Genomic DNA, 25649 nt, shown 5'->3' on the forward strand with positions numbered 1-25649 from the left:
ACTCGAAATCCGCTGGTCAGGCGGGTCGTTCGCGCCTAGGATGACGCACTCCCGGGCCCGGCCACGTCAGGGCCCGTACCGCCTCCGTCCGCGGTCACCGTCCTGCGGGACCGCCCGACCCCGCCGCCGTCGCCAGAATCCCCTTCCCCCCGGCGCTGCGACGATGGATTCAATGACCTCACAGTCATCCCAGGCACCCCAGACTCCTCAGGCACCTCAGTCGCCTCACACCTTCCAGGTCGATCTGCGTGGCCTGGTGGATCTTCTCTCGCACCATCTCTATTCCAGTCCGAAGGTCTATCTGCGCGAGCTGCTGCAGAACGCCGTGGACGCGATCACCGCGCGCAGAGCCGAGCAGCCGGACGCGCCCGCGCGGGTGCGGCTGTTCGCCGAGGGCGGTGCGCTGCGGGTGGAGGACTCGGGCATCGGGCTCACCGAGGCCGATGTGCACAACCTGCTCGCCACGATCGGCCGCAGTTCCAAGCGGGACGACGGCTCCCTCCAGGAGGTCCGGTCGGACTTCCTCGGGCAGTTCGGCATCGGGCTGCTGGCGTGCTTCGTGGTCGCCGAGCGCATCCGGGTGGTCAGCCGCAGCGCTCGTACGCCGCACGCGCCGCCCGTGGAGTGGACGGCCACCGACGACGGCTCGTACACCGTGCGGACGCTGCCCGACGCGGCGCGTCCAGAGCCGGGCACGACCGTGCACCTGGTGGCGCGGCCCGGGGCGGCCGAATGGCTCTCCCCCGCGCGCGTGCTGACGCTGGCGCGGGACTTCGGGTCGCTGCTGCCGTACGACGTCCGGGTGGGCGACGAGCGGATCACCGATCTCCCGGCGCCCTGGGACCGGGCGTACCCCTCCCCCACCGGCCGGCGGGTGGCGCTGGCCCGGCACTGTCACGACCTGTTCGGGTTCACCCCGCTGGACTCCATAGAGCTGGACGTGCCGCTGGCCGGGATCCGGGGTGTGGCGTACGTCCTGCCGGCCGCCGCCAGCCCGGCCCAGCGGGCGAGTCACCGGGTGCATCTGAAGGGCATGCTGCTCACCGAGCGGGCCGAACAGCTGCTGCCGGACTGGGCGTTCTTCGTGCGCTGCGTCCTCGACACGGACAGTCTGCGGCCCACGGCGTCCCGGGAGTCGCTGTACGAGGACGAGACCCTGGCGGCCGTACGGGAGGCGCTGGGCGAGCGGATCCGGGGCTGGCTCACCGGGCTCGCCGCCGGTGATCCGGAGCGGCTGGCGGCCTTCCTGTCGGTGCACTACCTGGGGGTGAAGTCCCTGGCGCGGCACGACCGGGAGATGCTGCGCACGATGCTGCCGTGGCTGCCCTTCGAGACGACCGACGGGCGGCTGTCCCTGGAGGAGTTCGCGCAGCGGCACCCGGTGGTGCACTTCACGCGCACGGTGGAGGAGTACCGGCAGGTCGCCCCGATCGCGTCCGCGCAGGGCGTCGGGGTGGTCAACGGCGGCTACACGTACGACAGCGAGCTGGTCGAGGCGCTGCCGTCGGTCCGCCCGGGGACGGTGGTCGCCGAGCTGGACGCGGACACGGTGACCGCGCATCTGGACGTGCTGGACCCGGACGAGGAGCTGGCGCTCGCGGGCTTCCTGTCGGCCGCGCGCGCCAAGCTCGACCCGCTGGGCTGCGACGTGGTGCTGCGGGCCTTCCATCCGCTGTCGGTGCCCGCGCTGCACCTGGACGACCGGTCCTCGCGGCACGAGCAGGCCCGCGCGGAGGCCGAGGAGCAGGCCGACGACCTGTGGGCGGGCATCCTGGGCTCGCTGCGGGGCAGCGCCCCGCGCGCGCGGCTGGTGCTCAACCATCTCAACCCCCTGATCCGGCGGATCAGTTCCCTGTCCGACCGCGAACTGATCGGCACGGCCACGGAGTCGCTGTACGGGCAGGCCCTGCTGATGGCCCAACGGCCGCTCAGGCCCGCGGACTCGGCGCTGCTGAACCGCGCCTTCATCGGCCTGCTGGAGTGGGCCACGCACACCGAGGGGAACGGCCGCACGTGACGGACGCCATGGGTGCCATGGACGCCATGGACTTCGACGAGCTGCGCCGGGCCATGGCGGAGAACTACGAGCAGCCGGAGGGCCCCGCGCGCAACGCGTGCGCGGAGCGGCTGCTCGTGGAGGCCGAGAAGCTGAACGTGCCGCTCGCTGTGATCGAGGCGCTCGGGCACCAGCTGAAGGTCTACAACTACAGCTCCGAGAAGGACAAGATGTTCGTCCCCTTCGCGCGGCTGCTGCGCATGTGGGACGAACGCCCGGAGGACTTCGACGAGTACGAGGTCCACTCCCTGCACTGGGTGTTCAAGTGGATGTCGGCCGGCATGCTCAACCAGCCGCACGTCCCGCTCGCCTCCATCGAGAAGTGGCTCGGCGAGATGGAGCGCCGTTACCGGCTCGCCGGGCACTCGGAACGGGCCGTGCGGAGCGCCGAGTTGAGCGTGGCCGCGCACATCGGCGACCTGGCGAGGGCCGAGCGGGCGTACGGGGCGTGGCTGGCCGCCGACCGGGACACGATGGCCGACTGTCACGCGTGCGAGCTGCACGGGCAGGGCTGGTGGCGGGCCCGGCGGCGTGAGGACGAGGCGGCGCTGGAGCTGTGGGCGCCGGTCCTGGAGGGCGAGTACGCGTGCGCCCACGAGCCGCACACCGTCCTGGCGTCCTCCTTGGTGCCGCTGCTGCGTCTGGGGCGCGAGGACGAGGCGCGGGCCCACCATCTGCGGGGTTTCCGGCTGGTGCGGTCCATGGAGAGCATGCGGGGCGCGTACGCGGACCATGTGGAGTTCTGTGCCCTGACCGGCAACGAGGGGCGCGGCCTGGAGCTGCTGGCCGAGCGTCCGGCGTACTTCACGGCCTCCGGGGACCCGCGCAGCAAGCTGGACTTCCTGAGTGTGGTGGCCCTGCTCATGGACCGCCTCACGGCACGCGGGTTCGGCGGTCAGACGGTCCCCGGTCCGCCCGACCGCACCTGGACCGCCCGCGAACTGGCCTCCCACGCGCGCGAGGAGGCCCTGTCCCTGGCCGCGCTCTTCGACGAGCGCAACGGCACGGCGTACGTCGGCACGCAGGTCCGGGAGCGGATGGACCGGGCGCCGCTGCTGGAGCGGCTGCCGCTGGGGGTGCGCTCGACGGGGGCGGTCGCTCCGGTGCCGGCGCCCCGCCGGCCCGCCGCCGTCGAGCGCGTGGCGGCCTCGGAAGGCCCGTCCCCGGACGGCCTGCCCGGTCTCCTCGCCGAGGCGCGGCGGCTGTCCGAGTCGCTGCATCCGGGGTCCGTCGAGGCCTGGGCCGCGGTGGCGCGGGCCGCCGAGGCCGAAGGCGCGGAGCTGGACGCCCGGGACCGCGCGGAGATCGTCGACCATGAGGCGATCGCCCTCGGGCCCGAGGGCCACGCCCTCTTCGCCCGCGCGGCCGAGCTGTACGAGGAGGCCGGCGACCCCGGCGAGGCGCTGGCGGCACGCGCGCGCGGGGCGAACGTCCACGCCCTGGCGGGCCACCCGGACGCCGCCCTGGAGCTGGTCTCCGAGCCCTACGAGCGGGTCCTCGCCCTCTGGGCGGACGGCGGGACGGGGGTGCGGCAGACGGCGTCCGTGCTGGTGGGACGGGCCCGGATACTCGTGCAGCGGATGCACGAGGCGGAGGCCGGGGACGGCGACGAGGCCGCCGACGCGGTGGCGCCCGCCGAGGCCGCCGTGCGGGAACTGGCGGAGTTCGTGGAGCCGCGTCGCGCGGAGGACGTCCGGCTGGCCTCGCGGGCCGCGGAGGCGCGGGCGATGTTCGGGGAGCTGGCCGCGCGCGGCGGGGACGCGGAGGCCGCCGCCGAGCTGTTCGCGGAGGCCGCGGAACGCTATGTGGCGGCCGGGCTGCCGTGGTTCGCGGTGCAGTACGAGGCCCGGCTCGCCGGGGTCGCGCAGCACCTGGGGGACCTGGAGACCGCCGAGCGGGCGGCCCTGGCGGCGCTGGAGCACGGCGGGGCGGAGCTGGAGCCGGTGGGTCAGGCTCAGCTGCGTCTCCAGCTGGCCGAACTGCTCGGTGCCGGGGATCGGGTGGCGGAGGCGGCCGGACACGCCCTGGAGGCGGCGCACTGGGCCGACGAGGCGGGTGAGGGGCCGACGCTGGGCGCCTGGGCCCGGCATCTGCTCGGCGGGTTCCTGCTGCGGCTGGGGCGGTGGGCGGAGGCGGCCGAGGTACTGGAGTCGGCGCTTCCGGATCTGACCGCCGAGACGCACGGGGACGGGGCCGTCGCCCAGACCCTGTGGTGGCTCGGCGACTGCCACACCGAGCTGGGTGAGCACCGGGAGGCCGCGGAACGGTGGCTGCGGGCCGCCGACATCGCCCGGCACTGGCCCGAGCAGCAGGATCACGCGATGCTCGCGCATCTCGCCGCTGAGGCGCTCGCGCGCGCGGGGCTGCCGTCCGAGGCGGACCGCGCGTACGCGCGCGCCGTCGACCTCTGGGGTGAGCTGGGGAACGTCCACGGGTATGTGCGGGCGCTGCGGGCGCGGGCCTGGTACGCGGCGCGGGAGGGTGCCGGGTCGGCGTCCCTGGACGACGCCCGGGAGCTGATGGGTGACGCGGTGGTGGGCTGCGAGGCGGCGCTGTCCGACGTGACGGGTGAGGAGAACCGGCGGCGGATCCTCGCGGAACTCGCCGAGACCTGCCGGCAGTTCGGCGACCTGCTCGCCCGCTCCGTCGCCGAGGACGCGGAACTCGTCTCCTTCGCGCCGGTCTTCGAGGAGGCACTCGGGTTCGTCGAGCGGGCGGTGTCGGTGTACGCGTCCCTCGGGGCGGACTTCCTGGACGCGCGCACCGCCGCCGAGCTGGCCGCGGGGTGGCTGGAGCTCGACCTCCGCCGGCCGGCTGCCGCCGGGGCGCGGGCCCGGGGTGTCCTCGCCGCGTCCACCGCCCTCGACGACGAGACGGCGGTGGCCCGGCGTGCGGAGGCGGAGCGGTTGTCGGAGGCGGCGGGGGTACGGGGAGAGGGCTGAGCGGGGGTTCGTCCGAGGGGGGTGCGTGGTCGGGTGCGGGTCCGGTGGGGCTTCTCGCGCAGTTCCCCGCGCCCCTGAAAAGCAGGGGCTGCGCCCCGTGCTTTTTCGGCCCGAAAGGGCCGTAGGTCCTTAAGGGGCGCGGGGAACTGCGCGACCAGCCCCCACCGGACCCGCACCCGACACCTACTCCACGCCGATCAGCAGCAACGCCCCCTGCCGACCGCCCCGGTACACCACCGTGTCCACCGCCAAGTGCCCTTCACGCACCCGAGTCTCCACGTGATCCACGACATCGACGGGGGCCTCGTCGCCCAGGACGAGGGTGACCATCTCGCCACCCGCGGCGAGCATGCGGTCGACCACCGCCGCCGCGGTCACCGTGACGTCGGAGCCGATGACGGCGACGTCGCCGTCGATGAGGCCGAGGACGTCACCGGCCTGGCAGATCCCGGCCATCGTCCAGGACTGCCGCTCGGCGACGACGACCTCGGCGTACCGCGTGGCACCGGCGGCGGAGGTCATCGAGACGACGTCCTCGTCGAAGCGCCGGTCGGGCTCGTGGACGGCGAGCGCGGCGATGCCCTGGACGGCCGAGCGGGTGGGGATGAGGGCGACCCGGACGCCCTCGGCCCGGGCCTGCTCCGCCGCGGCGGCAGCCGTATGGCGGAGATCCGCGTCGTTGGGCAACAGCACCACCTCGCGCGCGTGCGCCCGCCGTACGGCCTCCACCAGCTCCCCGCTGGCGGGCGGCTCCCCGGGCCGGGCCAGGACCGTGGTCGCACCGGCCTCGGCGTACAGCCCGGCCAGCCCTTCCCCCGGGACGACGGCCACGACGGCCCGCTGGGCGCGCTCGCGCGGCTGCCGCCCGGCCTCACCGGTCATATGGGCGTCCTCGGCCCCGAAGTGCGTGATCCGGATCCGGTACGGCCGCCCGGCCTCGACGCCCGCCTCCACGGCGGCCCCGGCGTCGTCGACGTGCACATGGACGTTCCACAGCCCGTCCCCGCCGACCACCACGAGCGAGTCGCCCAGCTCGTCCAGCCGTCGCCGCAGACGGGCCACGGCCGCGTCCGACGCCTCCAGGAGGTAGATCACCTCGAAGGCGGGTCCGCCCGTCTCGGGCCGGTCGTCGCCGTCGCACACCTCCGCCACGGTCCCGTCCACCACCGTCCCGGCCGCGTCCACGCGCGCGGGGACGACCGGAACGGCCAGCGCCCTCGGCGCCTCCCCGGTGAACGTCTCCACCAGCGCCGCCAGCACCGCCACCAGCCCCCGTCCACCCGCGTCCACGACGCCGGCGCGGGCCAGGGCGGCCAGTTGGGCGGGGGTCGCCGCGAGGGCCGTGCCGGCGCCCTCGTAGGCCGCGCGGGCGACCGTCCCGCAGTCACCCTCGGCGCCGGTGGCCGCGTCGGCCGCCGCCGAGGCGACCGTGAGGACGGTGCCCTCGACGGGGTGGGCGACGGCGTCCCGCGCGGAGTCGGCGGCGTGCCGCAGGGCGTGCCGCAGGCCGCGGCCGTCGGTGTGGATCGCGTCACCGTCGTCGGCGAGGACCTGGGCCATGCCCCTCAGGAGCTGGGCGAGGATCGTCCCGGAGTTCCCCCGGGCGCCGATCAGCGCGCCGTGCGCCATGGCCCGCGCGGCCTCGGCGAGCGTGGGCCGGCCCGCACCCGCCGGCGGTCCTCCGGCCTCGTGGCCCGCGAACACCGCCTCGACGGCCGCCGCGGCCGACTCCATCGTCAGGTACAGGTTGGTGCCGGTGTCGCCGTCGGCCACCGGGTACACGTTGATGGCGTCGATCTCCTCGCGCGCGCGGCCCAGCGATGCCAGCGCGAGGCCGCACCAGGTGCGCACCGCGAGAGCGTCGAAGACTGTCTGCGGCACCTGCGGCACCTGCGCCTCCTTGAACTGCTGCCTGCTTCCCTGCCTGGCTGCGGGACGTGGGGCCAGGGGACGCCGCACGTCGCACGCAGCGTAGACCCGTGGTGGTGACCGCCGGTAAGAGGGCCGGGTCGGGGCCCGGACCAGCCATGGTAGTTTCGTTGTACGGACGCAGTCGTTGTATGCTGCTCCGGTTGTCCGATCCAGACCGACGATTCTCGACGATCCAGATCGGACTCTCCCCCTGGCAACGCCACTCAGACCCCAGTCACTGGGGTCGTGATCCCGGCATGCCGGGATCAACCGTAAGTGCATCTGAAGTCTTTGGAGTGACCCGTGGCTGCCAACTGCGACGTCTGCGGCAAGGGGCCGGGCTTCGGCAACAACATCTCGCACTCGCACCGCCGTACGTCCCGTCGCTGGAACCCGAACATCCAGCGCGTCCGTACCGTGGTCGGCGGGACGCCGAAGCGCGTGAACGCCTGCACCTCGTGCATCAAGGCCGGCAAGGTCTCGCGCTGACGCTCAGCCAGCGCGCGGCCACTGCCGGTTCGCCGCACAGAGCCGGTCCACCGCAGGGTGGACCGGCTTTTTGCCGTGCCCATTCACCCGCCCGTCCCCTCCGAGCCCCCGCGCCCTGCTGACCCCGCTGCTCCTCGAAGCGGACCGTACGGTGCCGCCAACCCCTGACCGACGGCGCGCAGATCCCGTACGCCGCCCTCGTGGAACGGTTGCCGGCCGCCCCGGAAGTGCGTGAGCTTCTGCTCGTGCTCGACAACTCACGCGGCTCACCGAGAAGTCGGCGACCGACATCAGGCTGCCGGAGTCCCCCGGGTGAGGGCCCAGCCGTGGTCGACGGGGCCGATGCCCCCGCCGAGCGCGAACCCGGCGGCGATCGCCCCGGTGACGTACTCCTTGGCCGCCGCCACGGCCTCCGGCACGGTCTGCCCCTTCGCCAGCTGGGACGCGATCGCCGAGGCGAGGGTGCACCCCGTGCCGTGGGTGTGCCGGTTGTCGTGCCGGGGGGCGCGCAGCCAGTGCTCCGCCGAGCCGTCGGTGAGCAGGTCGACGGCGTCGCCCGCGAGATGGCCGCCCTTGATCAGCGCCCAGCGGGGCCCGTACGCGAGCACGGCCTCGGCCGCCTCGCGCATCCCGGCCTCCGACTCGACCCGTACGCCGGTGAGTTGGGCCACCTCGTCGAGGTTCGGCGTCGCGACGGTCGCCACGGGCAGCAGCCGCTGCCGTACGGAGTCCAGCGCGGAGGCGGCGAGCAGGGGGTCGCCGTGCTTGGAGACGCCGACCGGGTCGACGACGACCGGCGCGTCGGTCGCGGCCAGCAACTCGGCGACGGCCTCGACGAGTTCGGCGGAGGCGAGCATGCCGGTCTTCACCGCCCGTACTCCGATGTCGTCGACGACACTGCGGTACTGGGCCCGTACGGCCTCCACCGGAAGCTCCCAAGCGCCCTGCACGCCGAGGGAGTTCTGCGCGGTGACGGCCGTGACGACGCTCATGCCGTGCACCCCGAGCGCCAGCATCGTCTTCAGGTCGGCCTGGATCCCGGCGCCGCCCCCGGAGTCGGAGCCGGCCACCGTCAGGACCCGCACGGGAGCCGGGCTCATGACTCGATGTCCCCGAAGTGGTCCCAGCCGCCCTTGCTGGTCCAGGGCGCCCCGTCCACGGTCACCTGGGGCAGCGCGGAGGGGTTGAGGACCTCCCCGATCACCTTCCAGCGCGCGGGCAGCTTCACGTCGTTCGGGAAGGTCGCCACGATCGCGTGGTCCTCGCCGCCGGTGAGCACCCACTGGAGCGGATCGACGCCGACGGCCTGCCCGATGTCGTGCATCTGGGTCGGGATGTCGATGGCGCCGGAACGGATGTCGATCCGGCACTTGCTGGCCTCGGCGATGTGCCCCAGATCCGCGATCAGCCCGTCGCTCACGTCGCACATCGCGGTCGCGCCGAGCGAGGCGGCGGCCGGACCCGCGTGGTACGGCGGCTCGGGACGCCGGTGGGCCTCCACGAAGGCGCGGGGCGAGCGGAAGCCCCGGGAGAGCACCGCGTGCCCGGCGGCGGACCAGCCGAGCCAGCCGGTGACGGCCACCACGTCGCCGGGCTGGGCTCCGCCCCTGGTCACGGGCTCGTGGTTGCGCAGATCACCGAGCGCGGTGATCGAGATCATGATGGTGTCACCGCGGACCACGTCCCCGCCGACCACGGCCGCGCCGGCCACCTGGCACTCGTCGCGCAGACCGTCCATCAGCTCGGTGGCCCAGGTCACCGGGAGTTCCACGGGCGCCACGAGACCGAGGAGCAGCGCGGTGGGCACGGCGCCCATGGCGGCGATGTCCGCGAGGTTCTGCGCGGCGGCCTTGCGTCCGACGTCGTACGCCGTGGACCAGTCGCGCCGGAAGTGCCGTCCCTCCAGGAGCAGGTCGGTGCTCGCCACGACCCGGCGGTCCGGCGCCGCCACCACGGCCGCGTCGTCGCCGGGGCCGACCCGGACCGCCGGGGTGGTGGTGAGCCGGGAGGTCAGCTCCCTGATGAGCCCGAACTCCCCCAGCTCTCCCACGGTGCCCTTCATCGTCGTATCGCCCCTTCTTGTGCCGCTTCCAGTGTCACAGGCGCCCGGTCGCGGGCCGTTCTCGTCCTCGGTACGGTCGAGTGGACCGTCAACTTCCGTCGTCCCCGCACCCCGGTGCGTGCGGCGCGGCCTCCAGGGGTCTCCCCCTGGCGCTCGGCGACGCGATACCGTGGCGTTCCTTTTCCCGACATGATCCACATGATCCTCGTGGCCGCCCTGGAGGTTCCGTGGTACAGGCGTACATCCTGATCCAGACGGAGGTCGGCAAGGCGTCGACCGTCGCCGAGACGATCAGCAAGCTCCCTGGGGTCGTCCAGGCCGAGGACGTGACGGGTCCGTACGACGTCATCGTGCGCGCCCAGGCCGACACCGTCGACGACCTCGGCCGGCTGGTGGTCGCGAAGGTCCAGCAGGTGGACGGGATCACCCGCACCCTGACCTGCCCGGTCGTGCATCTGTAGCCCCCGTCTACCCTTGGCCGGTGAACTCGTTCCGTCACCGGCGCCCCGCTCGTCTCGGGCTGCCCGTCCTGGCCGTGTCGTTGATCGCCGTCGCGGGCTGCTCCTCAGCAGACGACGGCGGCTCGGCGGCGGTTCCCGGCGCCGGTGCCGCCGCCGTGAAACTGTGCCGGAACCTGGACGAGGTGTTGCCGCGAAAAGTGGACGGTCTAGGCCGCCGGGACCCTCAGCCCGCCTCCGCGCTGACGGCGGGCTGGGGCGACGCGGTGATCATACTGCGCTGCGGTGTGCCCCAGCCTCCCAAGATGATCGACCCCGGGGTCGCGGAGGGGCGGGACGCGGACGCGGTGGCCGGCGCCGTCGATGGGGTGGACTGGCTGATGGAGAAGCGGGACGGGGGCGCTTACCGCTTCACTACAGCCAATCGTTCCGTGTACGTGGAGGTGTCCGTGACGGCCGAGCGGGCCGCGGAGGATACTTCGCCGATCCTCGTCGGGCTGGCGCCTGCCATCAAGAAGGCGGTTCCCGAAGGCGTGGCCTCCTAAGGGGGTGCCTCGGGAGGCTGCGGGCCGGTTTGTGGCAGGTCGCGCAGTTCCCCGCGCCCCTTTTGGGCCTTCGGCCCATCAGGGGCACGGCTCAGCGCAGGCCCGTCGACCTGTGCAGCGCCGCCTGGATCAGGCGGTCCACCAGCTCGCCGTACTCGACGCCGCTCGCCTTCCACATCGCCGGGTACATCGAGATCGGGGTGAAGCCGGGGAGCGTGTTGATCTCGTTGATCACGAACTCGCCGTCCTCGGTGAGGAAGAAGTCCGCGCGGACCAGGCCCTCGCAGGAGGCCGCCTCGAACGCGTCGACCGCGAGCCGCTGGACCTCGGCGGTCTCCTCCGGGGTGAGCGGGGCCGGGACGATGCCGGGCGTCGAGTCGATGTACTTGGCCTCGAAGTCGTAGTACGCGTGCGCCTCGGGCGGCGGGATCTCGGCGGGGACGGAGGCGCGCGGGCCGTCCTCGAACTCCAGGACACCGCACTCGATCTCCCGGCCCCGCAGCGCCGCCTCGACCAGGATCTTCGGGTCGTGGCGCTGGGCCTCGGCGATCGCCTCGTCGAGCCCGGCGAGGTCGTCGACCTTGGTGATGCCGATGGAGGAGCCCGCGCGGGCCGGCTTCACGAAGAGGGGCCAGCCGTGCGCACCGGCGAGATCGATGATCTTCTTCCGGGCGGCGGACTCGTCGAGCTGCCACTCCCGCGGCCGGATCACCACGTACGGGCCGACCTTGAGCCCGAAGGAGGTGAACACCCGCTTCATGTACTCCTTGTCCTGGCCCACGGCCGAGGCGAGGACGCCCGAGCCGACGTACGGGACCCCGGACAGCTCCAGCATGCCCTGGAGGGTGCCGTCCTCGCCGTACGGGCCGTGCAGGACGGGGAAGACGACGTCGACCTCACCGAGCGCCTTGGGCACCGATCCGGGCTCGCTGTAGACGACTTCGCGGTTGGCGGGGTCGACGGGGAGCACCACACCGCCCTCCCGCGACTCGGCGAGCTCCTCGACGCTCGGCGTACGGCGGTCGGTGATCGCCATGCGGTCCGGTTCGTCGGCGGTGAGGAACCAGCGGCCTTCCCGGGTGATGCCGATCGGCAGGACGTCGTACTTGGTCCGGTCGATCGCCCGCAGGACGGCGCCTGCAGTGACCACGGAGATCCCGTGTTCCGAGCTGCGGCCGCCGAAGACGACGGCCACGCGCGGCTTGCGGGACGGCTGCTCAGGGCTCTGGGGAAGGTTCTCGGTGCTCATATCGCGTTGAGAGTACCCGTTGGTAGTGGGCCAGTCAGTGCCCATACGGTCGCTTTCGCTCAGCGTCGCTCGGGCTTGGCGCTGCGCGACATCATCTCCTTGAGCGCGACCACCGGCGGCTTGCCGTCGTGGACGATGTCGACGACCGTCTCCGTGATGGGCATGTCGACGCCGTGCCGGCGCCCCAAGTCCAGCACGGACTCACAGGACTTGACTCCCTCAGCGGTCTGCTTGGTGACCGCGATGGTCTCCTGCAGCGTCATGCCCTTGCCGAGGTTGGTGCCGAAGGTGTGGTTCCGCGAGAGCGGCGAGGAGCAGGTAGCCACCAGGTCGCCCAGGCCCGCGAGTCCGGAGAACGTGAGCGGGTCGGCGCCCATCGCGAGGCCGAGCCTGGTCGTCTCGGCGAGACCGCGCGTGATCAGCGACCCCTTGGCGTTGTCGCCGAGACCCATGCCGTCCGCGATGCCGACGGCGAGCCCGATGACGTTCTTCACCGCGCCGCCCAGCTCACAGCCGACGACATCGGTGTTGGTGTACGGGCGGAAGTACGGGGTGTGGCAGGCGGTCTGGAGCCGCTGGGCGACGGCCTCGTCGGTACAGGCGACCACCGAGGCGGCCGGCATCCGGGAGGCGATCTCCCGCGCCAGGTTGGGCCCGGTGACGACGGCGATACGGTCCTGCCCGACCTTGGCGACGTCCTCGATCACCTCGCTCATCCGCATGGCGGAACCGAGTTCGACGCCTTTCATGAGGGAGACGAGGACGGTGCCGGGGGCCAGCAGCCCGGTCCACTCGGCGAGGTTCGCCCGCAAGGTCTGCGAGGGGACGGCGAGGACGGTGAAGTCGGCGTCGGCGGCGGCCTCGGCGGGGTCCGCGGTGGCCCGCAGATTCTCCGGGAGTTCCACGCCGGGCAGGTAGTCCGGGTTGGTCCGGGTGGAGTTGACCGCGTCCGCGAGTTCGGGACGCCGCCCCCACAGAACGGTGTCGCATCCCGCGTCGGCGAGCACCATCCCGAAGGCCGTGCCCCATGAACCGGTGCCGAACACGGCCGCCTTGACCGGCTTGCTCACTTGCCCTGCCCCTCTTCCTGACGTTCCTGACGTTCCTGCCCCCGCAACGCCCCATTGTGCGGCTCGGACCGCTGGTGCTCGACCGCACGGGCGGTCCTGCGCCGCTGCTCGATCCGCTCCCGCTTCGGGTCGTACGGCGTCTCGGGCGCCTTCTCGCCGCGGATCTCCTCCAGCTGGCGGGTGACGGCGGCCATGATGACCTCCGTCGCGTCCTTCAGCAGGTCGGGGCTCATCTCCCGGCCGTAGAAGGCCGAGAGGTCCACGGGCGGGCCCGCGAGCACACGGTGGGTCTTGCGCGGCAGGATGCTGGGCTTCTTGGCGTACGGCGGCAGTAGTTCGTTGGCGCCCCACTGGGCGACCGGGATCACCGGGCACTTGGTCTGCAGGGCGACCCGCGCGGCACCGGTCTTGCCGGTCATCGGCCAGCCGTCCGGGTCTCGGGTGAGGGTGCCCTCGGGGTAGAAGGCGACGCACTCGCCGCGCTCCACGGCGTCGATCGCGGCCCGGAAGGCGCTCAGCGCGTCGGTGCTCTCGCGATAGACGGGGATCTGTCCGGTGCCACGCATGACGGCACCGATGAATCCCTTGCCGAAGAGACCGCTCTTCGCGAGAAAACGCGGAACCCGGCCGCTGTTGTACTGATAATGGGCGTACGCAAAGGGATCGACATGCGAATTGTGGTTCACGGCGGTGATAAATCCACCCTCGGCCGGAATGTTCTCCATTCCACGCCAGTCCCGCTTGATCAGCACCACCAGGGGTGGTTTGGCGATCACCGCGGCGAGGCGGTACCAGAAGCCGATTCTCCGGCGGGGCACGCGGACACCTTCCTCTAGGACTTCCCAGGGCCTGTTCCGGGGCCCGGAGCCGCACAAGTGTCGCCCCGGGCTGCCGGTCTGTCGAGAACACCGTACGCCCCGCCCTGCGACGGACCATTGCGCCCAGGTGACAATGGCGGCGACAAGAGAGGGGCGGAACCCGAGTGCAGTGGACCCTGGTCGTACCCGTGAAGCCCTTGGCGCGGGCCAAGAGCAGGCTCTCGGACACCGCGGCCGACGCGGTGCGCCCCGGGCTGGCGCTCGCCTTCGCCCAGGACACGGTGGCCGCGGCCCTGGCCGCCACGGCGGTCCACGGTGTGGTCGTGGTCACGGACGACCCGCTCGCCGCCCGTGAACTGGCGGCCCTCGGCGCCCGCACCGTCCCCGAGGATCCCCGGAACGGCTCCCCGGACGGCCTGAACGCCGCTCTGCGGCACGGAACGGCGGTCGTACGCGATGTACGCCCGCAAAGCCCCGTAGCGGCCCTTAACGCCGATCTGCCGGCCCTGCGCCCCGAGGAATTGACCCGTGTTCTGAACGCGGCCGCCGAATTCCCCCGCTCTTTCCTCCCGGACGCCGCCGGCACCGGCACCACCATGCTCGCCGCGACACCCGGCCATGACCTCTCCCCCGTCTTCGGCCCCGACTCCCGGCTGCGCCACCGCCGCTCCGGCGCCGTGGAACTCTCCCCCGCCGCCGTCGACTCCGTACGCCAGGACGTCGACACCGGCGACGACCTCCGCGCCGCCCTGGGTCTCGGGGTCGGCCCCCGTACGGCCGCCGCGGCCGCGCGCCTGCTGATCCCCGGCCAGTAGGCTGCGGCCATGCAGGCCACCGCGTACACCTACGACCCCGCCACCCGCACCGGCCAGGTCCTCCTGGACGACGGCACCCCGCTCCCCTTCGACACCCGGGCCTTCGACGCGGGCGCCCTGCGCCTGCTCCGCCCGGGCCAGCGCGTCCGCATCGAGACGGAGGGCGAGGGCGAAGCCCTGCACATCACGCTGATCACCCTGCAGACCTTCTGAACGAACTCTTACCCAGGGCCGCGCCCCGAAAGGGGCGCGGGGAACTGCGCGACCAGCCACACCCGACCCGCACCCGCCCTCTCACAGTTCTCGAACGACGGGTAGGCACTCCGCAATCCCCGATCCCCCAAGAACACGCCGCGGGCCGGGCTCCGAATAACAGGAGCCCGGCCCGGCGCGTGTGAGTGAGTACCCGACGCCCTATGCCTGACGCGCGGCCGTCTTCTTCGCGGTCGTCTTGCGAGCCGTCGACTTCTTGGCCGGCGCCTTCTTGGCGGTGGCCTTCTTGGCCGGCGCCTTCTTCGCGGCGGTCTTCTTCGCCGTCGCCGTGGTCTTCTTGGCGGTCGTCTTCTTCGCCGCCGCCGACTTGGTCGTGGCCTTCTTCGCGGTCGTCTTCTTCGCCGTGGTCTTCTTCGCGGCGGCCGTCGTCTTCTTGGCCGCGGCGGTGGTCTTGCGGGCGGTCGTCTTCTTGGCGGTGGTCTTCTTCGCCGCCGCCTTCTTGACGGTCGCCGAAGCGCCACCGCTCAGGCTGCCCTTGGGCGCCTTCTTGACCGCGACCTCGCCACCACGGGGAAGCTTCTTCGAACCGCTCACCAGGTCCTTGAAGCCCTGGCCCGCGCGGAACCGCGGCACCGAGGTCTTCTTGACCCGAACCCGCTCACCCGTCTGCGGGTTGCGGGCGTAACGGGCCGGCCGGTCGACCTTCTCGAAGGAACCGAAGCCGGTGACCGACACCCGGTCCCCGGCGACGACCGCGCGGACGATGGCGTCCAGAACGGCGTCGACCGCGTCGGCGGCCTGCTGACGCCCGCCGACCTTGTCCGCAATCGCTTCTACGAGCTGCGCCTTGTTCACGTCTTCCCCTTCGGAGACATCGCCAGAACGAAAGTGTTCAAGCTTTTTCGCACGTTAGGCAGATATATACCGCAAATCAAACACGAAACGGGCTTATCACCCTTGTGCCGCAACGAACTCGGCGGTCATGGAGTTCCGTCAGCGTTCCCCTGTGGGCATTCGCCCCTCGTCGAGGTCCGCCGTGAAGCTCTCCAGCCGCCTTGCCGCGTCGGCGAGATCGTGCTTGGCCACGGCCGTAATGACCAGCAGCTTCCGGGTCAGCGCCATGCGTACGCCCTCCGGGACTTGCAGTGCGCGCACTCTTGTGTGCGCTTCCTTGAGTTGGCCCGCGACCGCCGTATAGAGCTCGAGTTGGCCGTCGTGTTCCATGCACAGATTGTGCCATCTGGGGCGAGTTGTCGCCTGCGCAGGGGGCAACTGCCGTCTCCCGGGGGCCTTTCGGGTGCCCCCGGCGGATGCCGCACCATGGTGCGCGTACCCCGGCAATCACCTTTGTAACTAGGGGAGTTGAAACCTTTCTGCACATGACTTCGAAGGCCGCGGAACCCGGACATGGCGGTACCCCCAACCGTGCACGATTGGGGGTACCTGGGGGTGTCGCGGTGGCTGGAATCCGACTTGCGCGGGCCCCCGAGGGGGTGGCCCGCGCCGCCGGATCAGACCTTCAGCGTCCTCGGCTTGTACGAGGGCCGCTTGGCCTCGTACGCGGCGATGTCGGCCTCGTTCTGGAGGGTGATGGAGATGTCGTCCAGCCCGTTCAGCAGCCGCCAGCGGGAGTTCTCGTCCAGCTCGAAGGAGGCGGTGATGCCCTCGGCGCGCACCTCGCGGGCCTGAAGGTCGACGGTGATCTCGGCCTGCGGGTCCCTCTCGGCGAGCTCCTGCAGCGCGTCCACGATCTTCTGCTCCAGGACGACCGTGAGCAGGCCGTTCTTGAGCGAGTTGCCGCGGAAGATGTCGGCGAAGCGGGAGGAGATGACGGCCTTGAAGCCGTAGTTCTGCAGCGCCCACACGGCGTGCTCACGTGAGGAGCCGGTGCCGAAGTCGGGGCCGGCGACCAGGACCGTGGCGCCGTGGCGCTCGGGCTGGTTGAGGACGAAGGTCTCGTCCTTGCGCCAGGCCTCGAACAGTCCGTCCTCGAAGCCGTCCCTGGTCACCTTCTTGAGCCAGTGGGCGGGGATGATCTGGTCGGTGTCGACGTTGCTGCGGCGCAGCGGGACGGCCCGGCCGGTGTGTGTGGTGAATGCTTCCATGGCTGTTCAGACTCCAGCGGGCGCGGGGGCGGTGGCGTCGGTCAGGTCGGCGGGGGACGCCAGGTGGCCCAGGACGGCCGTGGCGGCGGCGACCTGCGGCGAGACCAGGTGGGTGCGGCCGCCCTTGCCCTGCCTGCCCTCGAAGTTGCGGTTGGAGGTGGACGCGGAGCGCTCACCGGGGGCCAGCTGGTCGGGGTTCATGCCCAGACACATCGAGCAGCCCGCGTGCCGCCATTCGGCGCCGGCCTCCTTGAAGACGATGTCCAGGCCCTCGGAGACGGCCTGCAGACCGACGCGCGCGGAGCCGGGGACGACCAGCATCCGTACGCCGTCGGCGACTTTGCGGCCCTTGATCAGCTCGGCGGCGGCGCGCAGGTCCTCGATGCGGCCGTTGGTGCACGAACCTACGAAGACGGTGTCCACGTTGATGGACTTCAGCGGCTGGCCGGCCTCCAACCCCATGTACTCCAGGGCCTTTTCGGCGGCGAGGCGCTCCGAGGCGTCCTCGTACGAAGCCGGGTCGGGGACGGACGCCGAAAGCGGGGCGCCCTGGCCGGGGTTGGTGCCCCAGGTGACGAACGGCGACAGGGCGGCGCCGTCGATGATCACCTCGGCGTCGAACTCGGCGTCCTCGTCCGTCTTCAGCGTCTTCCAGTACGCGACGGCCGCGTCCCAGTCCTCGCCCTCGGGGGCGTGCGGACGGCCCTTGAGGTAGTCGAAGGTGGTCTGGTCGGGGGCGATCATGCCCGCGCGGGCGCCGGCCTCGATCGACATGTTGCAGATGGTCATCCGGGCCTCCATCGAGAGTTTCTCGATGGCCGCGCCCCGGTACTCCAGGACATAGCCCTGGCCGCCGCCGGTGCCGATCTTGGCGATGATCGCCAGGATCAGGTCCTTGGCGGTGACGCCGTCGGCCAGCTCGCCCTCGACGGTGATGGCCATGGTCTTGGGGCGGACCAGCGGCAGGGTCTGGGTGGCCAGCACATGCTCCACCTGGGAGGTGCCGATACCGAAGGCCAGACCGCCGAAGGCGCCGTGCGTGGAGGTGTGGGAGTCGCCGCAGACGACGGTCATGCCCGGCTGGGTCAGACCCAGCTGCGGGCCGACGACGTGCACGACACCCTGCTCGACGTCGCCCAGCGGGTGCAGACGCACACCGAACTCGGCGGCGTTCGCGCGCAGCGTCTCCAGCTGGACGCGGGAGACCGGGTCCGCGATGGGCTTGTCGATGTCGAGGGTGGGGGTGTTGTGGTCCTCGGTCGCGATGGTCAGGTCGAGCCGGCGCACCGTGCGCCCGCTCTTGCGGAGACCGTCGAAGGCCTGGGGGCTGGTCACCTCGTGCAGCAGGTGCAGATCGATGAAGAGGAGGTCGGGCTCGCCCTCGGCGCGCCGGACGACATGGTCGTCCCAGACCTTCTCCGCGAGTGTCCTACCCATCGCTTTCCCTCCGGCCGGCTTGTCCGAGCGCCGGCCCAACTAGAGATATCGGAGGTGGCGAGCGCACGTACCCCTCGTATGAGCGCCGGCCGCCGGGCTCGTTGGTCCGCGAGCCGTTGTTCTGCTTCGTCGTGCTTCGTTCTGCTTCCAGAGTGGCAAGGTCCACGCGAAATTGAACTTGCGTTTCACAGAGTGAGACGCGAGTATCGTTGCATGGACAACAGTAGCGGCGTCGGCGTTCTGGACAAGGCGGCCCTGGTCCTGAGCGCTCTGGAGTCCGGTCCGGCCACCCTCGCGGGTCTGGTCGGCGCCACCGGACTCGCACGACCCACGGCCCACCGCCTGGCCGTGGCTCTGGAACACCACCGCATGGTGGCACGCGACATGCAGGGCCGATTCATCCTCGGCCCACGGCTGGCCGAGCTGGCCGCGGCCGCCGGCGAGGACCGCCTCCTCGCGACGGCGGGCCCGGTGCTCACCCACCTCCGCGACATCACGGGCGAGAGCGCGCAGCTCTATCGTCGGCAGGGCGACATGCGGATCTGCGTCGCCGCCGCGGAGCGGCTGTCGGGCCTTCGGGACACGGTCCCGGTCGGCTCGACCCTCACGATGAAAGCCGGTTCCTCGGCCCAGATCCTGATGGCCTGGGAGGAGCCGGAGCGGCTGCACCGCGGTCTTCAGGGCGCCCGCTTCACGGCCACCGCGCTCTCGGGTGTACGGCGCCGGGGCTGGGCCCAGTCCATCGGCGAGCGCGAGCCGGGCGTCGCCTCGGTCTCCGCCCCGGTGCGCGGCCCGTCGAACCGGGTCGTGGCCGCCGTCTCGGTCTCCGGCCCCATCGAGCGCCTCACCCGCCACCCCGGCCGTATGCACGCCCAGGCGGTCATCGACGCCGCGGGCCGCCTCTCGGAGGCCCTACGCCGCACCGGCTGACCAGCACCCCCGTCCACCCATGCGAGAAGGCCTGCCTCAACGCCGCGGCAGGCCTTTTCGCGTGGAGGGGCGCCCCTGATCTTCACGAGGGGGCGCCCCTGATCTTTTGGGGGCGCGGGGAACTGCGCGAACAACCACGACGCACCCGCACCCGCCCGACCACAGCTCCCCCAAGGCGACTAGGCGCTCACCCCCCGCCGGTGGGCGAACCGCTCCTTCGCCGACCTCCCCCGCTTTTCCAGCGGCAGCACCCCCGTGGCCGCCGCGAGCCCGAACGCCGGCATATCAGCGTAGATCGACTCATAGGACCCCTCCGGCACCACATACGTCTCGTGCCAGAGCCCCACATGCTGCCGCCCCTTCCCCTTCCGCTCCCTGCGGTTCATCGCGGCCCACGCCACGCGGTGGAACGCGTCGGGCGCGTGCGCGTACCCGTAGAGCTTCTCCTTGGACTCCCAGTACTGGACGACGTAGTACGTCCGCGGCGAGGCCGTCAGCAGCACGGCGTTGAGCAGCCCCCGGCCCGGGTCCTTGCGCAGTTCGCGCAGCATCCGCGGCATGGCCGAGAGCACGGGCCCCCAGTGGTGCACGGCCCAGAAGTGATTGATCCGCACGCCGATCAGCAGCACCACCACATCGCCCTCGGCGGCGGCGGTGGTACGGCCTGCGACGACCCGCTTTCCGAACATGTCTCCCCCTGGTTGGTGAGCGGCACTATCCGAGCCGCCATGCTTGGATAGTGACACTTACCAAGGAGAGGCGCAAGAGATATGCGGCTGGCGGAGCTGAGTGAACGCAGCGGGGTGTCCACCGCGACGATCAAGTACTACCTGCGCGAAGGGCTGTTGGCGCCCGGCCGGCAGATCAACGCGACGACGGCGGAGTACGACGAGGAGCATCTGCGGCGGCTGCGGCTGGTGCGGGCGTTGATCCAGGTGGGCAAGGTGCCGGTGGCGAACGCCCGGGAGGTGCTGAAGCACGTCGACGACGAGTCCCTGGGCCGTACGATCCGGCTGGGCGCGGCCCTGTGGGCGCTGCCCCAGGCCCCGGACCCGGACGAGGAGGATCCCGTCACGGTCGCCGCGACGGCCGAGGTGGACCGGCTGCTGCGGATGCTGGGCTGGGACTCGGCGCGGGAGACCGGCGCCCTCTCCCCCGTGCACCGCTCATTGGTCGCGCTGGTGGCGACGCTGCTGCGGCTCGGCTATCCGTGCGACGCCGAACTCATGCGCCCGTACGCCGAGTTGATGCACCAGGCGGCCGCGCGGGACCTGGACCGCCTGGAGAGCTACGCGTCCGACACGGAGAAGGTGGAGACGGCGGTCTCGTCGGCGGTGCTCTTCGAACCGGTGCTGCGTGCCCTGCACCGGCTGGCCCAGGAGGAGGAGTCGGCGCGGCGCTACGGGTACGAGTAGGCCGACGCCGACGAGAGCCTGGGAACGGCGAAGGCCCTCCACCGAAGTGAAGGGCCTTCTCTCTACGTACCCCCGACCGGATTCGAACCGGCGCTACCGCCTTGAGAGGGCGGCGTGCTAGGCCGCTACACAACGGGGGCGTGGAGCCTGCAGGCGTTTGAAACCAAACCGCCGCAGGTCCGAGCTGGTCTACCTGGACTCGAACCAAGACTAACTGAACCAGAATCAGTCGTGCTGCCAATTACACCATAGACCAATGTGGTTTAGACCAGTTCCGTACCCCCGACCGGATTCGAACCGGCGCTACCGCCTTGAGAGGGCGGCGTGCTAGGCCGCTACACAACGGGGGCCCTAGCGATCCTGCATCGATGGTGGTGGGAGCTACCCTGTCCACCTTCGCGGGAAGGATCTGTACCCCCGACCGGATTCGAACCGGCGCTACCGCCTTGAGAGGGCGGCGTGCTAGGCCGCTACACAACGGGGGCTTCGCGGAGTTGATCTCCGCCTGCAGATGAGCTCTGCGAGCTGGCCTACCTGGACTCGAACCAAGACTAACTGAACCAGAATCAGTCGTGCTGCCAATTACACCATAGGCCACTGGAACGCAAGCCCCTGTGGGGTTCTTGTTCTAGCTTGCTCCGTCGGTTCCGGCCTTTCGGCCCGCTCTCCGGCGGCGCAGGAAGAACATTACCCGAAGGTGGACGGCGCTCCAAAACGGGTATCCGAGCCGAGGATCGCGGGGAGTTCGGCGAGGGTGGCGATCCGGTGCGGCCCCACGGGCGGGTCGACGGTCGCGTAGAGGCCGCCGCGATCGATCCACACGGACAGCAGGCCCGCGTCGGCGGCGCCCCGGCCGTCGATCTCCGGGTGGTCGCCGACGTAGGCGACCTCGTGCGGCGGCAGTTCCAGCGCCTCGCAGGCGACGTGGAAGGCCTCGGCGGCCGGCTTGTGGACGCCCAGTTGCTCGGCGCACAGGACCGTCTCGAAGCGGTCCCAGACGCCGAGGGCGCGCAGCTTGCGTTCCTGGACGGGGAGGCTGGAGTTGGAGAGCACCGCGTGCCGGTGGCTGGCGGCGAGCGCGTCCAGGACGGGCAGCACGTCGGGGAAGAGCGACCAGGCCCGCTCGTAGTGGGCGACGTAGCGATCGAACCAGGCGTCGGCCTCGGCGTCGGTGAGGGGGCTGCCGTGGAAGTCCCGTACCCGGTCGCGGCGGATGGCCTCCCAGTCGCCCTCGCCCGCCGTGAACCGCCGCCAGTGCACGCTGCCCAGTTCGCGCCAGCGCGTGAGGGCCGCCTCGACGGAGTCGTGCCCGGGCAGCAGTCCCTCGGCGGTCAGATGGCCCCGCATACCGGTCCGATCGGCCGCGGTGTAGTCGAAAAGGGTGTCGTCGACGTCCCAGAGCACGGCCTTGATGTTCATGGTCCGACGGTAGCCCGCGATCGCCCGTCCTGTCCGGAGGACGGAGCAGGGAGCGCGAAGCACGCCAGGACGGCGGAGGGGCGGCACCCGGGCCCCCGGGTGCCGCCCCTCCGTAAGACGCGCCCGCGGGCGTTACGCCGCCAGCCTCGCCAGCGCCGCGTCGATCCTCGCCAGCGTCTTCTCCTTGCCCAGGATCTCCAGGGACTCGAAGAGAGGGAGGCCGACCGTGCGGCCGGTGACGGCTACGCGGACGGGGGCCTGGGCCTTGCCGAGCTTGAGGCCGTGGGCCTCGCCGGCGGCCAGGACGGCCTCCTTGAGGGACTCGGCGGAGGTCCAGTCGGCCGCCTCCAGCTTCTCGCGGGCCGTGCGCAGAAGGGCGTCGCTGCCCTCCTTCATCGCCTTCGTCCACGACGCCTCGTCCTCGACGGGCTCCGCCAGGAACAGGAAGTCGACGTTGTCCGTGATCTCCGAGAGGACCTTGAGGCGGGTCTGCGCGTGCGGGGCTACGGCCTCCCACTTGGCCGCGTCGAAGTCCTCGGGCGCCCAGGGGGCGAACGGGGCCTTCAGCCACGGGGCGCAGCGCTCGGTGAAGTCCTTCACATCCAGCAGCCGGATGTGGTCGGCGTTGATCGCCTCGGCCTTCTTCAGGTCGAAGCGGGCCGGGTTGGGGTTCACGTCGGCGATGTCGAAGGCGGCGACCATCTCCTCGATCGTGAAGATGTCCTGGTCGGCGGAGAGCGACCAGCCCAGCAGGGAGAGGTAGTTGAGCAGGCCCTCGGGGAGGAAGCCGCGCTCCCGGTAGAGGTTGAGGCTCGACTCCGGGTCGCGCTTGGAGAGCTTCTTGTTGCCCTCGCCCATCACGTACGGCAGGTGCCCGAAGGAGGGGATCTCCTTGGCGATGCCCAGGTCGATCAGCGCCTTGTAGAGGGCGATCTGGCGGGGCGTGGAGGAGAGCAGGTCCTCGCCACGCAGGACGTGGGTGATCTCCATGAGGGCGTCGTCGACGGGGTTGACGAGTGTGTAGAGCGGGGCGCCGTTGGCGCGGACGATGCCGTAGTCCGGGACGTTCTCCGGGGTGAAGGTCAGCTCGCCGCGGACCAGGTCCGTGAAGGTGATCGTCTCGTCGGGCATCCGGAAGCGGACGATCGGCTCGCGGCCCTCGGCCTCGTACCGGGCCTTCTGTTCCGGCGTGACCTCGCGGCACTTGCCGTCGTAGCCGGAGGGCTTGCCGGCGGCGCGGGCGGCGTCGCGGCGCTCCTCCAGCTCGGAGGCGGAGCAGTAGCAGTAGTAGGCGTGGCCGGCTTCCTTGAGCTTCTCGGCCACCTCCTTGTAGGTCTCCATGCGCTGCGACTGGCGGTACGGCGCGTGCGGGCCGCCGATCTCGGGGCCCTCGTCCCAGGTGAAGCCCAGCCAGCGCAGGGAGTCCAGGAGCTGCCCGTAGGACTCCTCGGAGTCGCGGGCCGCGTCGGTGTCCTCGATGCGGAAGACGAACGTGCCGCCGGTGTGGCGGGCGAACGCCCAGTTGAACAGGGCCGTACGGACCAGGCCCACATGGGGGTTGCCGGTCGGGGACGGACAGAAACGTACGCGGACGGAGCCGTTAGCCACGCTTGATCACCTTGTTGGTGAGAGTGCCGATGCCTTCGATGGTGACGGCGACCTCGTCGCCGACGTTGAGGGGGCCGACCCCTGCCGGGGTGCCCGTGAGGATCACGTCGCCGGGGAGCAGCGTCATGGCCTCGGTGATGTTGACGATCAGATCCTCGATGGAGTGGATCATCTCGCTCGTGCGGCCGAGCTGGCGCTGTCCGCCGTTGACGGTGAGCTGGATGGTCAGGTCGCCCGGGTCGAGGTCGGTCTCCACCCAGGGGCCCAGCGGGCAGGCGGTGTCGAAGCCCTTGGCCCGGGCCCACTGCTTCTCGCGCTTCTGGACGTCACGGGCGGTGACGTCGTTGGCGCAGGTGTAGCCGAAGATCACGTCCTTGACGCGTTCGCGCGGGACCTCGCGGCACAGCCGGCCGATGACGACGGCCAGCTCGGCCTCGTGGTGCACCTCCTGCGAGAAGGCCGGGTACTGGATCTCGTCGCCGGGGCCGATCACCGAGGTGGCCGGCTTGAAGAAGGCGAAGGGGGCGTCGGGGACCTCGTTGCCCAGTTCACGGGCGTGTTCGGCGTAGTTGCGGCCGAAGGCGACGACCTTGTTGGGGAGCACCGGCGGCAGCAGCCTGACCTTGTTGACCGGGACCTTCGTACCGGAGAGCTCGAAGTCCGCGAACGGGATGCCCTTGATGATGTCGAGGACGAGCTCGTCCGGCTTGTCGCCCTCGACCGCGCCGAAGGCTACGTTCCCGTCGATGGAGAACCTGGCGATGCGCACGGGTTGCTTGCGCCCCTTAACTGAGCTGGCTGGAGTCTGACGGTCCAGGCTAACGCGGGGCGGGGTGCCCGCCTCGCGTATTAAGGCCGCACACCCTCGGCGACAGACGTGTGAGGGGGCCACTCGGAGCGCCCCCGTATGGTGCGGCCTGTCCCACCGGACGCGGCACAGCGCCCTCGTGTGGGACAGGCACGCCGATCACTCAGGCCTTGCCCTCCTGGCTGCCCCCGAAGTCGCAGTCGTGACCGGCGCTGAGGTAGCCGTTGCCGCTGTTGGAGTAGTCGCTCTCCACACTGCCGCAAGCCAGCACCCACACAGTCGCCCCTTCGGGGATGTTCCACGGGTGCATGGTGTCCGTGATGTTGCATCCAGAGGTGTTGCGTATTGTTCTGAAATGCCACCCCTCACCCGACTTGTACCAAGTCAGCTGGGCCCAGACGGTGTCGCCGTCGCACTTTGAGTCATGGATGAGGAAATTGTCGCCGTTGGCTACGAAATACGCGTTTCCATCGCCGTTGCTCGCATACGAAAGGGGCGAGTTCGTGCCCGCACTGGCGGACGTGGCGGTGCCGATGACCAGGCACGCCGCCGCTGCGACCACGGCCGACAGGCGAAATCGAGACGCTACTTTCATCCCTAAGTATCCAATCTGGAGCATGCTGGGAGTTTTGCGCACGAATGGCACGGATTACCTTATTGCGCAGAATGCATCTGCGCAGGCTTTCACATGCCGTACCGCGCGACCAAGGGATATGCATACGCGAAGGGGCGCCCGGCATGCACCGAGCGCCCCCTCGCGGAGTCCTCACCGGAATCCGCTGATTCTTCACAGGAACCGGCTTGAGCAGTCGGCCGATTCCGCGCGTACTTGAGCGTGCAACTACTCCGCCGTCTGGACCGGAACCGTCATCAGGACCGTCCGACGGGGGTTGGCGGTCACGGAGGGGAGGTCGACGGAGTGCTCCAGTTCCGGCGTGCGCAGGTCCTCGGCGTCGGCGAGGTGGGCCAGCGTCGTGCGCCGGGGGTTGGCTATCGTGCGGAACATCGTCGTCGTCTTCACTGTTGTCCTGGACCTCGTCGTGTACGGGCGCCGGGAGGGCCGCAAAGGCCGTCCCACTGGCGCGGGTTGTCGGATTCGCCATCCCTGTAAAGCGTCAGGCTAAACATCCGATTCCCGGGTCAAGTCGTGAAGAAGACATGATCGGCGTGTGAGTTTCCTCACTCAGTCATGGGCAAAACGGGCATTCCCGGCTATCAATGCGGCCCCACAAAACGGACATTGGCCACCTGAAGCCCCCATTCCGCTCCTGATCATGGCGACTGGGACACCCAGCTCAC

25 protein-coding genes and 5 tRNA genes are annotated in these 25649 nt (G+C 71.0%); 9 read left to right on the forward strand and 21 right to left on the reverse strand.

Translation table 11 applies throughout. The features are described from left to right. Positions 1–163 precede the first annotated feature (163 nt). Entirely contained in the window at positions 164–2017 is a 1854-nt protein-coding gene (locus ACZ7MG_RS37860) for an HSP90 family protein (protein WP_471388517.1), read from the forward strand. A 26-nt stretch (positions 2018–2043) separates the two neighbouring features. Then, a complete protein-coding gene (locus ACZ7MG_RS37865) occupies positions 2044–4998 on the forward strand; it encodes a tetratricopeptide repeat protein (RefSeq protein ID WP_471389127.1) in 2955 nt (984 codons plus the stop codon). A 183-nt stretch (positions 4999–5181) separates the two neighbouring features. On the opposite strand, the gene ACZ7MG_RS37870 is transcribed toward ACZ7MG_RS37865, so the two are convergent. Beyond that, positions 5182–6888 (reverse strand): DAK2 domain-containing protein, encoded by a 1707-nt coding sequence (locus ACZ7MG_RS37870; RefSeq protein ID WP_471388514.1) that lies wholly within the window; start codon positions 6886–6888, stop codon positions 5182–5184. Positions 6889–7212: 324 nt separating this feature from the next. Between ACZ7MG_RS37870 and rpmB the strand changes: the two genes are divergently transcribed. Then, the gene (gene rpmB / locus ACZ7MG_RS37875; protein ID WP_003993230.1) at positions 7213–7398 is read left to right on the forward strand and encodes a 50S ribosomal protein L28; all 186 of its coding nucleotides are present in this window, start codon (positions 7213–7215) and stop codon (positions 7396–7398) included. Positions 7399–7688: 290 nt separating this feature from the next. Here rpmB and thiD read toward each other — a convergent pair whose 3' ends face one another. Further along, positions 7689–8498 carry a bifunctional hydroxymethylpyrimidine kinase/phosphomethylpyrimidine kinase gene (gene thiD / locus ACZ7MG_RS37880; protein ID WP_471388511.1) on the reverse strand — a complete coding sequence of 270 codons (810 nt, stop codon included), beginning with the start codon at positions 8496–8498 and terminating at the stop codon, positions 7689–7691. Then, on the reverse strand, positions 8495–9460 hold the full coding sequence (locus ACZ7MG_RS37885; RefSeq protein ID WP_471388508.1) for a thiamine-phosphate kinase: 966 nt from the start codon (positions 9458–9460) through the stop codon (positions 8495–8497). The genes thiD and ACZ7MG_RS37885 overlap by 4 nt, the downstream gene beginning before the upstream one ends. A 227-nt stretch (positions 9461–9687) precedes the next feature. Between ACZ7MG_RS37885 and ACZ7MG_RS37890 the strand changes: the two genes are divergently transcribed. Both ACZ7MG_RS37890 and ACZ7MG_RS37895 read left to right on the forward strand, forming a co-directional pair. Further along, complete coding sequence (locus ACZ7MG_RS37890; protein WP_086761925.1) at positions 9688–9921, forward strand: Lrp/AsnC family transcriptional regulator; 234 nt, start codon at positions 9688–9690, stop codon at positions 9919–9921. 20 nt (positions 9922–9941) lie between these two features. Beyond that, positions 9942–10463 (forward strand): DUF3515 family protein, encoded by a 522-nt coding sequence (locus ACZ7MG_RS37895; protein ID WP_471388503.1) that lies wholly within the window; start codon positions 9942–9944, stop codon positions 10461–10463. Between the two features lie 91 nt (positions 10464–10554). Here ACZ7MG_RS37895 and ACZ7MG_RS37900 read toward each other — a convergent pair whose 3' ends face one another. Genes ACZ7MG_RS37900 through ACZ7MG_RS37910 form a run of 3 tightly spaced genes read right to left on the reverse strand, consistent with a single transcriptional unit; the run spans position 10555 to position 13600 of the window. Next, entirely contained in the window at positions 10555–11712 is a 1158-nt protein-coding gene (locus tag ACZ7MG_RS37900) for a D-alanine--D-alanine ligase family protein (protein WP_471388500.1), read from the reverse strand. A 59-nt stretch (positions 11713–11771) separates the two neighbouring features. Then, positions 11772–12782 (reverse strand): NAD(P)H-dependent glycerol-3-phosphate dehydrogenase, encoded by a 1011-nt coding sequence (locus ACZ7MG_RS37905; RefSeq protein ID WP_471388497.1) that lies wholly within the window; start codon positions 12780–12782, stop codon positions 11772–11774. Continuing rightward, the gene (locus ACZ7MG_RS37910) at positions 12779–13600 is read right to left on the reverse strand and encodes a lysophospholipid acyltransferase family protein (RefSeq protein WP_471388495.1); all 822 of its coding nucleotides are present in this window, start codon (positions 13598–13600) and stop codon (positions 12779–12781) included. Before ACZ7MG_RS37910 ends, ACZ7MG_RS37905 begins: the two co-directional genes overlap by 4 nt. A 164-nt stretch (positions 13601–13764) precedes the next feature. Here ACZ7MG_RS37910 and cofC point away from each other — a divergent pair, with 164 nt between their 5' ends. Both cofC and ACZ7MG_RS37920 read left to right on the forward strand, forming a co-directional pair. After that, positions 13765–14415 carry a 2-phospho-L-lactate guanylyltransferase gene (gene cofC, locus ACZ7MG_RS37915; RefSeq protein WP_471388492.1) on the forward strand — a complete coding sequence of 217 codons (651 nt, stop codon included), beginning with the start codon at positions 13765–13767 and terminating at the stop codon, positions 14413–14415. A 9-nt stretch (positions 14416–14424) separates the two neighbouring features. Further along, entirely contained in the window at positions 14425–14628 is a 204-nt protein-coding gene (locus tag ACZ7MG_RS37920; protein ID WP_471388490.1) for a hypothetical protein, read from the forward strand. A 201-nt stretch (positions 14629–14829) separates the two neighbouring features. Here the strand turns inward: ACZ7MG_RS37920 and ACZ7MG_RS37925 are convergent, their stop codons facing one another. The 4 genes from ACZ7MG_RS37925 to leuC all read right to left on the reverse strand — a co-directional run bounded on the left by ACZ7MG_RS37925 (position 14830) and on the right by leuC (position 18170). After that, the gene (locus ACZ7MG_RS37925; protein WP_471388488.1) at positions 14830–15483 is read right to left on the reverse strand and encodes an HU family DNA-binding protein; all 654 of its coding nucleotides are present in this window, start codon (positions 15481–15483) and stop codon (positions 14830–14832) included. 138 nt (positions 15484–15621) lie between these two features. Continuing rightward, positions 15622–15852, reverse strand: a complete 231-nt coding sequence (locus tag ACZ7MG_RS37930) for an SCO5555 family protein (protein WP_471388486.1) — start codon at positions 15850–15852, stop codon at positions 15622–15624. A 287-nt stretch (positions 15853–16139) separates the two neighbouring features. Beyond that, positions 16140–16733 carry a 3-isopropylmalate dehydratase small subunit gene (leuD, locus tag ACZ7MG_RS37935; RefSeq protein WP_471388483.1) on the reverse strand — a complete coding sequence of 198 codons (594 nt, stop codon included), beginning with the start codon at positions 16731–16733 and terminating at the stop codon, positions 16140–16142. 6 nt (positions 16734–16739) lie between these two features. Beyond that, positions 16740–18170, reverse strand: coding sequence for a 3-isopropylmalate dehydratase large subunit (gene leuC / locus ACZ7MG_RS37940; RefSeq protein ID WP_471388480.1), 1431 nt, complete (start codon positions 18168–18170; stop codon positions 16740–16742). Between the two features lie 213 nt (positions 18171–18383). Here leuC and ndgR point away from each other — a divergent pair, with 213 nt between their 5' ends. Beyond that, complete coding sequence (ndgR, locus tag ACZ7MG_RS37945; RefSeq protein ID WP_003993203.1) at positions 18384–19100, forward strand: IclR family transcriptional regulator NdgR; 717 nt, start codon at positions 18384–18386, stop codon at positions 19098–19100. Positions 19101–19279: 179 nt separating this feature from the next. Here ndgR and ACZ7MG_RS37950 read toward each other — a convergent pair whose 3' ends face one another. Further along, complete coding sequence (locus ACZ7MG_RS37950; RefSeq protein WP_471388477.1) at positions 19280–19789, reverse strand: DUF4188 domain-containing protein; 510 nt, start codon at positions 19787–19789, stop codon at positions 19280–19282. An 81-nt stretch (positions 19790–19870) separates the two neighbouring features. Here ACZ7MG_RS37950 and ACZ7MG_RS37955 point away from each other — a divergent pair, with 81 nt between their 5' ends. Continuing rightward, positions 19871–20515 carry a MerR family transcriptional regulator gene (locus ACZ7MG_RS37955; protein ID WP_471388474.1) on the forward strand — a complete coding sequence of 215 codons (645 nt, stop codon included), beginning with the start codon at positions 19871–19873 and terminating at the stop codon, positions 20513–20515. A gap of 67 nt (positions 20516–20582) precedes the next feature. On the opposite strand, the gene ACZ7MG_RS37960 is transcribed toward ACZ7MG_RS37955, so the two are convergent. The 10 genes from ACZ7MG_RS37960 to ACZ7MG_RS38005 form a co-directional block, all read right to left on the reverse strand. Next, a tRNA-Glu gene (locus ACZ7MG_RS37960) sits at positions 20583–20655 on the reverse strand. A 44-nt stretch (positions 20656–20699) separates the two neighbouring features. Continuing rightward, positions 20700–20771: transfer RNA gene (locus ACZ7MG_RS37965), tRNA-Gln, on the reverse strand. A 21-nt stretch (positions 20772–20792) separates the two neighbouring features. Further along, positions 20793–20865, reverse strand: a tRNA-Glu gene (locus ACZ7MG_RS37970). A gap of 62 nt (positions 20866–20927) precedes the next feature. Further along, positions 20928–21000, reverse strand: a tRNA-Glu gene (locus tag ACZ7MG_RS37975). Positions 21001–21040: 40 nt separating this feature from the next. Continuing rightward, positions 21041–21112, reverse strand: a tRNA-Gln gene (locus ACZ7MG_RS37980). A gap of 90 nt (positions 21113–21202) precedes the next feature. Then, positions 21203–21934 carry an HAD family hydrolase gene (locus tag ACZ7MG_RS37985; protein ID WP_471388471.1) on the reverse strand — a complete coding sequence of 244 codons (732 nt, stop codon included), beginning with the start codon at positions 21932–21934 and terminating at the stop codon, positions 21203–21205. Positions 21935–22066: 132 nt separating this feature from the next. Then, positions 22067–23542 carry a glutamate--tRNA ligase gene (gene gltX, locus ACZ7MG_RS37990; RefSeq protein ID WP_471388468.1) on the reverse strand — a complete coding sequence of 492 codons (1476 nt, stop codon included), beginning with the start codon at positions 23540–23542 and terminating at the stop codon, positions 22067–22069. Then, positions 23535–24311 (reverse strand): fumarylacetoacetate hydrolase family protein, encoded by a 777-nt coding sequence (locus ACZ7MG_RS37995; RefSeq protein ID WP_471388465.1) that lies wholly within the window; start codon positions 24309–24311, stop codon positions 23535–23537. Before ACZ7MG_RS37995 ends, gltX begins: the two co-directional genes overlap by 8 nt. Before the next feature lie 202 nt (positions 24312–24513). Next, a complete protein-coding gene (locus ACZ7MG_RS38000) occupies positions 24514–24969 on the reverse strand; it encodes a hypothetical protein (protein WP_471388462.1) in 456 nt (151 codons plus the stop codon). A 222-nt stretch (positions 24970–25191) separates the two neighbouring features. Further along, positions 25192–25371: a hypothetical protein gene (locus ACZ7MG_RS38005; protein WP_152171886.1), complete on the reverse strand. Its 180-nt coding sequence runs from the start codon at positions 25369–25371 to the stop codon at positions 25192–25194. Positions 25372–25649: the final 278 nt, after the last annotated feature.

It is taken from the genome of Streptomyces sp. NPDC107538, from assembly GCF_055657445.1.

What these genes read in the sequence shown, in the direction of transcription:
- ACZ7MG_RS37865 (WP_471389127.1), top strand. Translation starts at nt 2,044, where the DNA reads ATGGACTTCGACGAGCTGCGCCGGGCCATGGCGGAGAACTACGAGCAG.
- thiD (WP_471388511.1), bottom strand. Translation starts at nt 8,498, where the DNA reads ATGAGCCCGGCTCCCGTGCGGGTCCTGACGGTGGCCGGCTCCGACTCC.
- leuD (WP_471388483.1), bottom strand. Translation starts at nt 16,733, where the DNA reads ATGGAAGCATTCACCACACACACCGGCCGGGCCGTCCCGCTGCGCCGC.
- leuC (WP_471388480.1), bottom strand. Translation starts at nt 18,170, where the DNA reads ATGGGTAGGACACTCGCGGAGAAGGTCTGGGACGACCATGTCGTCCGG.
- ACZ7MG_RS37885 (WP_471388508.1), bottom strand. Translation starts at nt 9,460, where the DNA reads ATGAAGGGCACCGTGGGAGAGCTGGGGGAGTTCGGGCTCATCAGGGAG.
- ACZ7MG_RS37955 (WP_471388474.1), top strand. Translation starts at nt 19,871, where the DNA reads ATGCGGCTGGCGGAGCTGAGTGAACGCAGCGGGGTGTCCACCGCGACG.
- ndgR (WP_003993203.1), top strand. Translation starts at nt 18,384, where the DNA reads ATGGACAACAGTAGCGGCGTCGGCGTTCTGGACAAGGCGGCCCTGGTC.
- ACZ7MG_RS37920 (WP_471388490.1), top strand. Translation starts at nt 14,425, where the DNA reads ATGCAGGCCACCGCGTACACCTACGACCCCGCCACCCGCACCGGCCAG.
- ACZ7MG_RS37930 (WP_471388486.1), bottom strand. Translation starts at nt 15,852, where the DNA reads ATGGAACACGACGGCCAACTCGAGCTCTATACGGCGGTCGCGGGCCAA.
- ACZ7MG_RS38000 (WP_471388462.1), bottom strand. Translation starts at nt 24,969, where the DNA reads ATGCTCCAGATTGGATACTTAGGGATGAAAGTAGCGTCTCGATTTCGC.
- ACZ7MG_RS37985 (WP_471388471.1), bottom strand. Translation starts at nt 21,934, where the DNA reads ATGAACATCAAGGCCGTGCTCTGGGACGTCGACGACACCCTTTTCGAC.
- ACZ7MG_RS37950 (WP_471388477.1), bottom strand. Translation starts at nt 19,789, where the DNA reads ATGTTCGGAAAGCGGGTCGTCGCAGGCCGTACCACCGCCGCCGCCGAG.
- ACZ7MG_RS37900 (WP_471388500.1), bottom strand. Translation starts at nt 11,712, where the DNA reads ATGAGCACCGAGAACCTTCCCCAGAGCCCTGAGCAGCCGTCCCGCAAG.
- ACZ7MG_RS37860 (WP_471388517.1), top strand. Translation starts at nt 164, where the DNA reads ATGGATTCAATGACCTCACAGTCATCCCAGGCACCCCAGACTCCTCAG.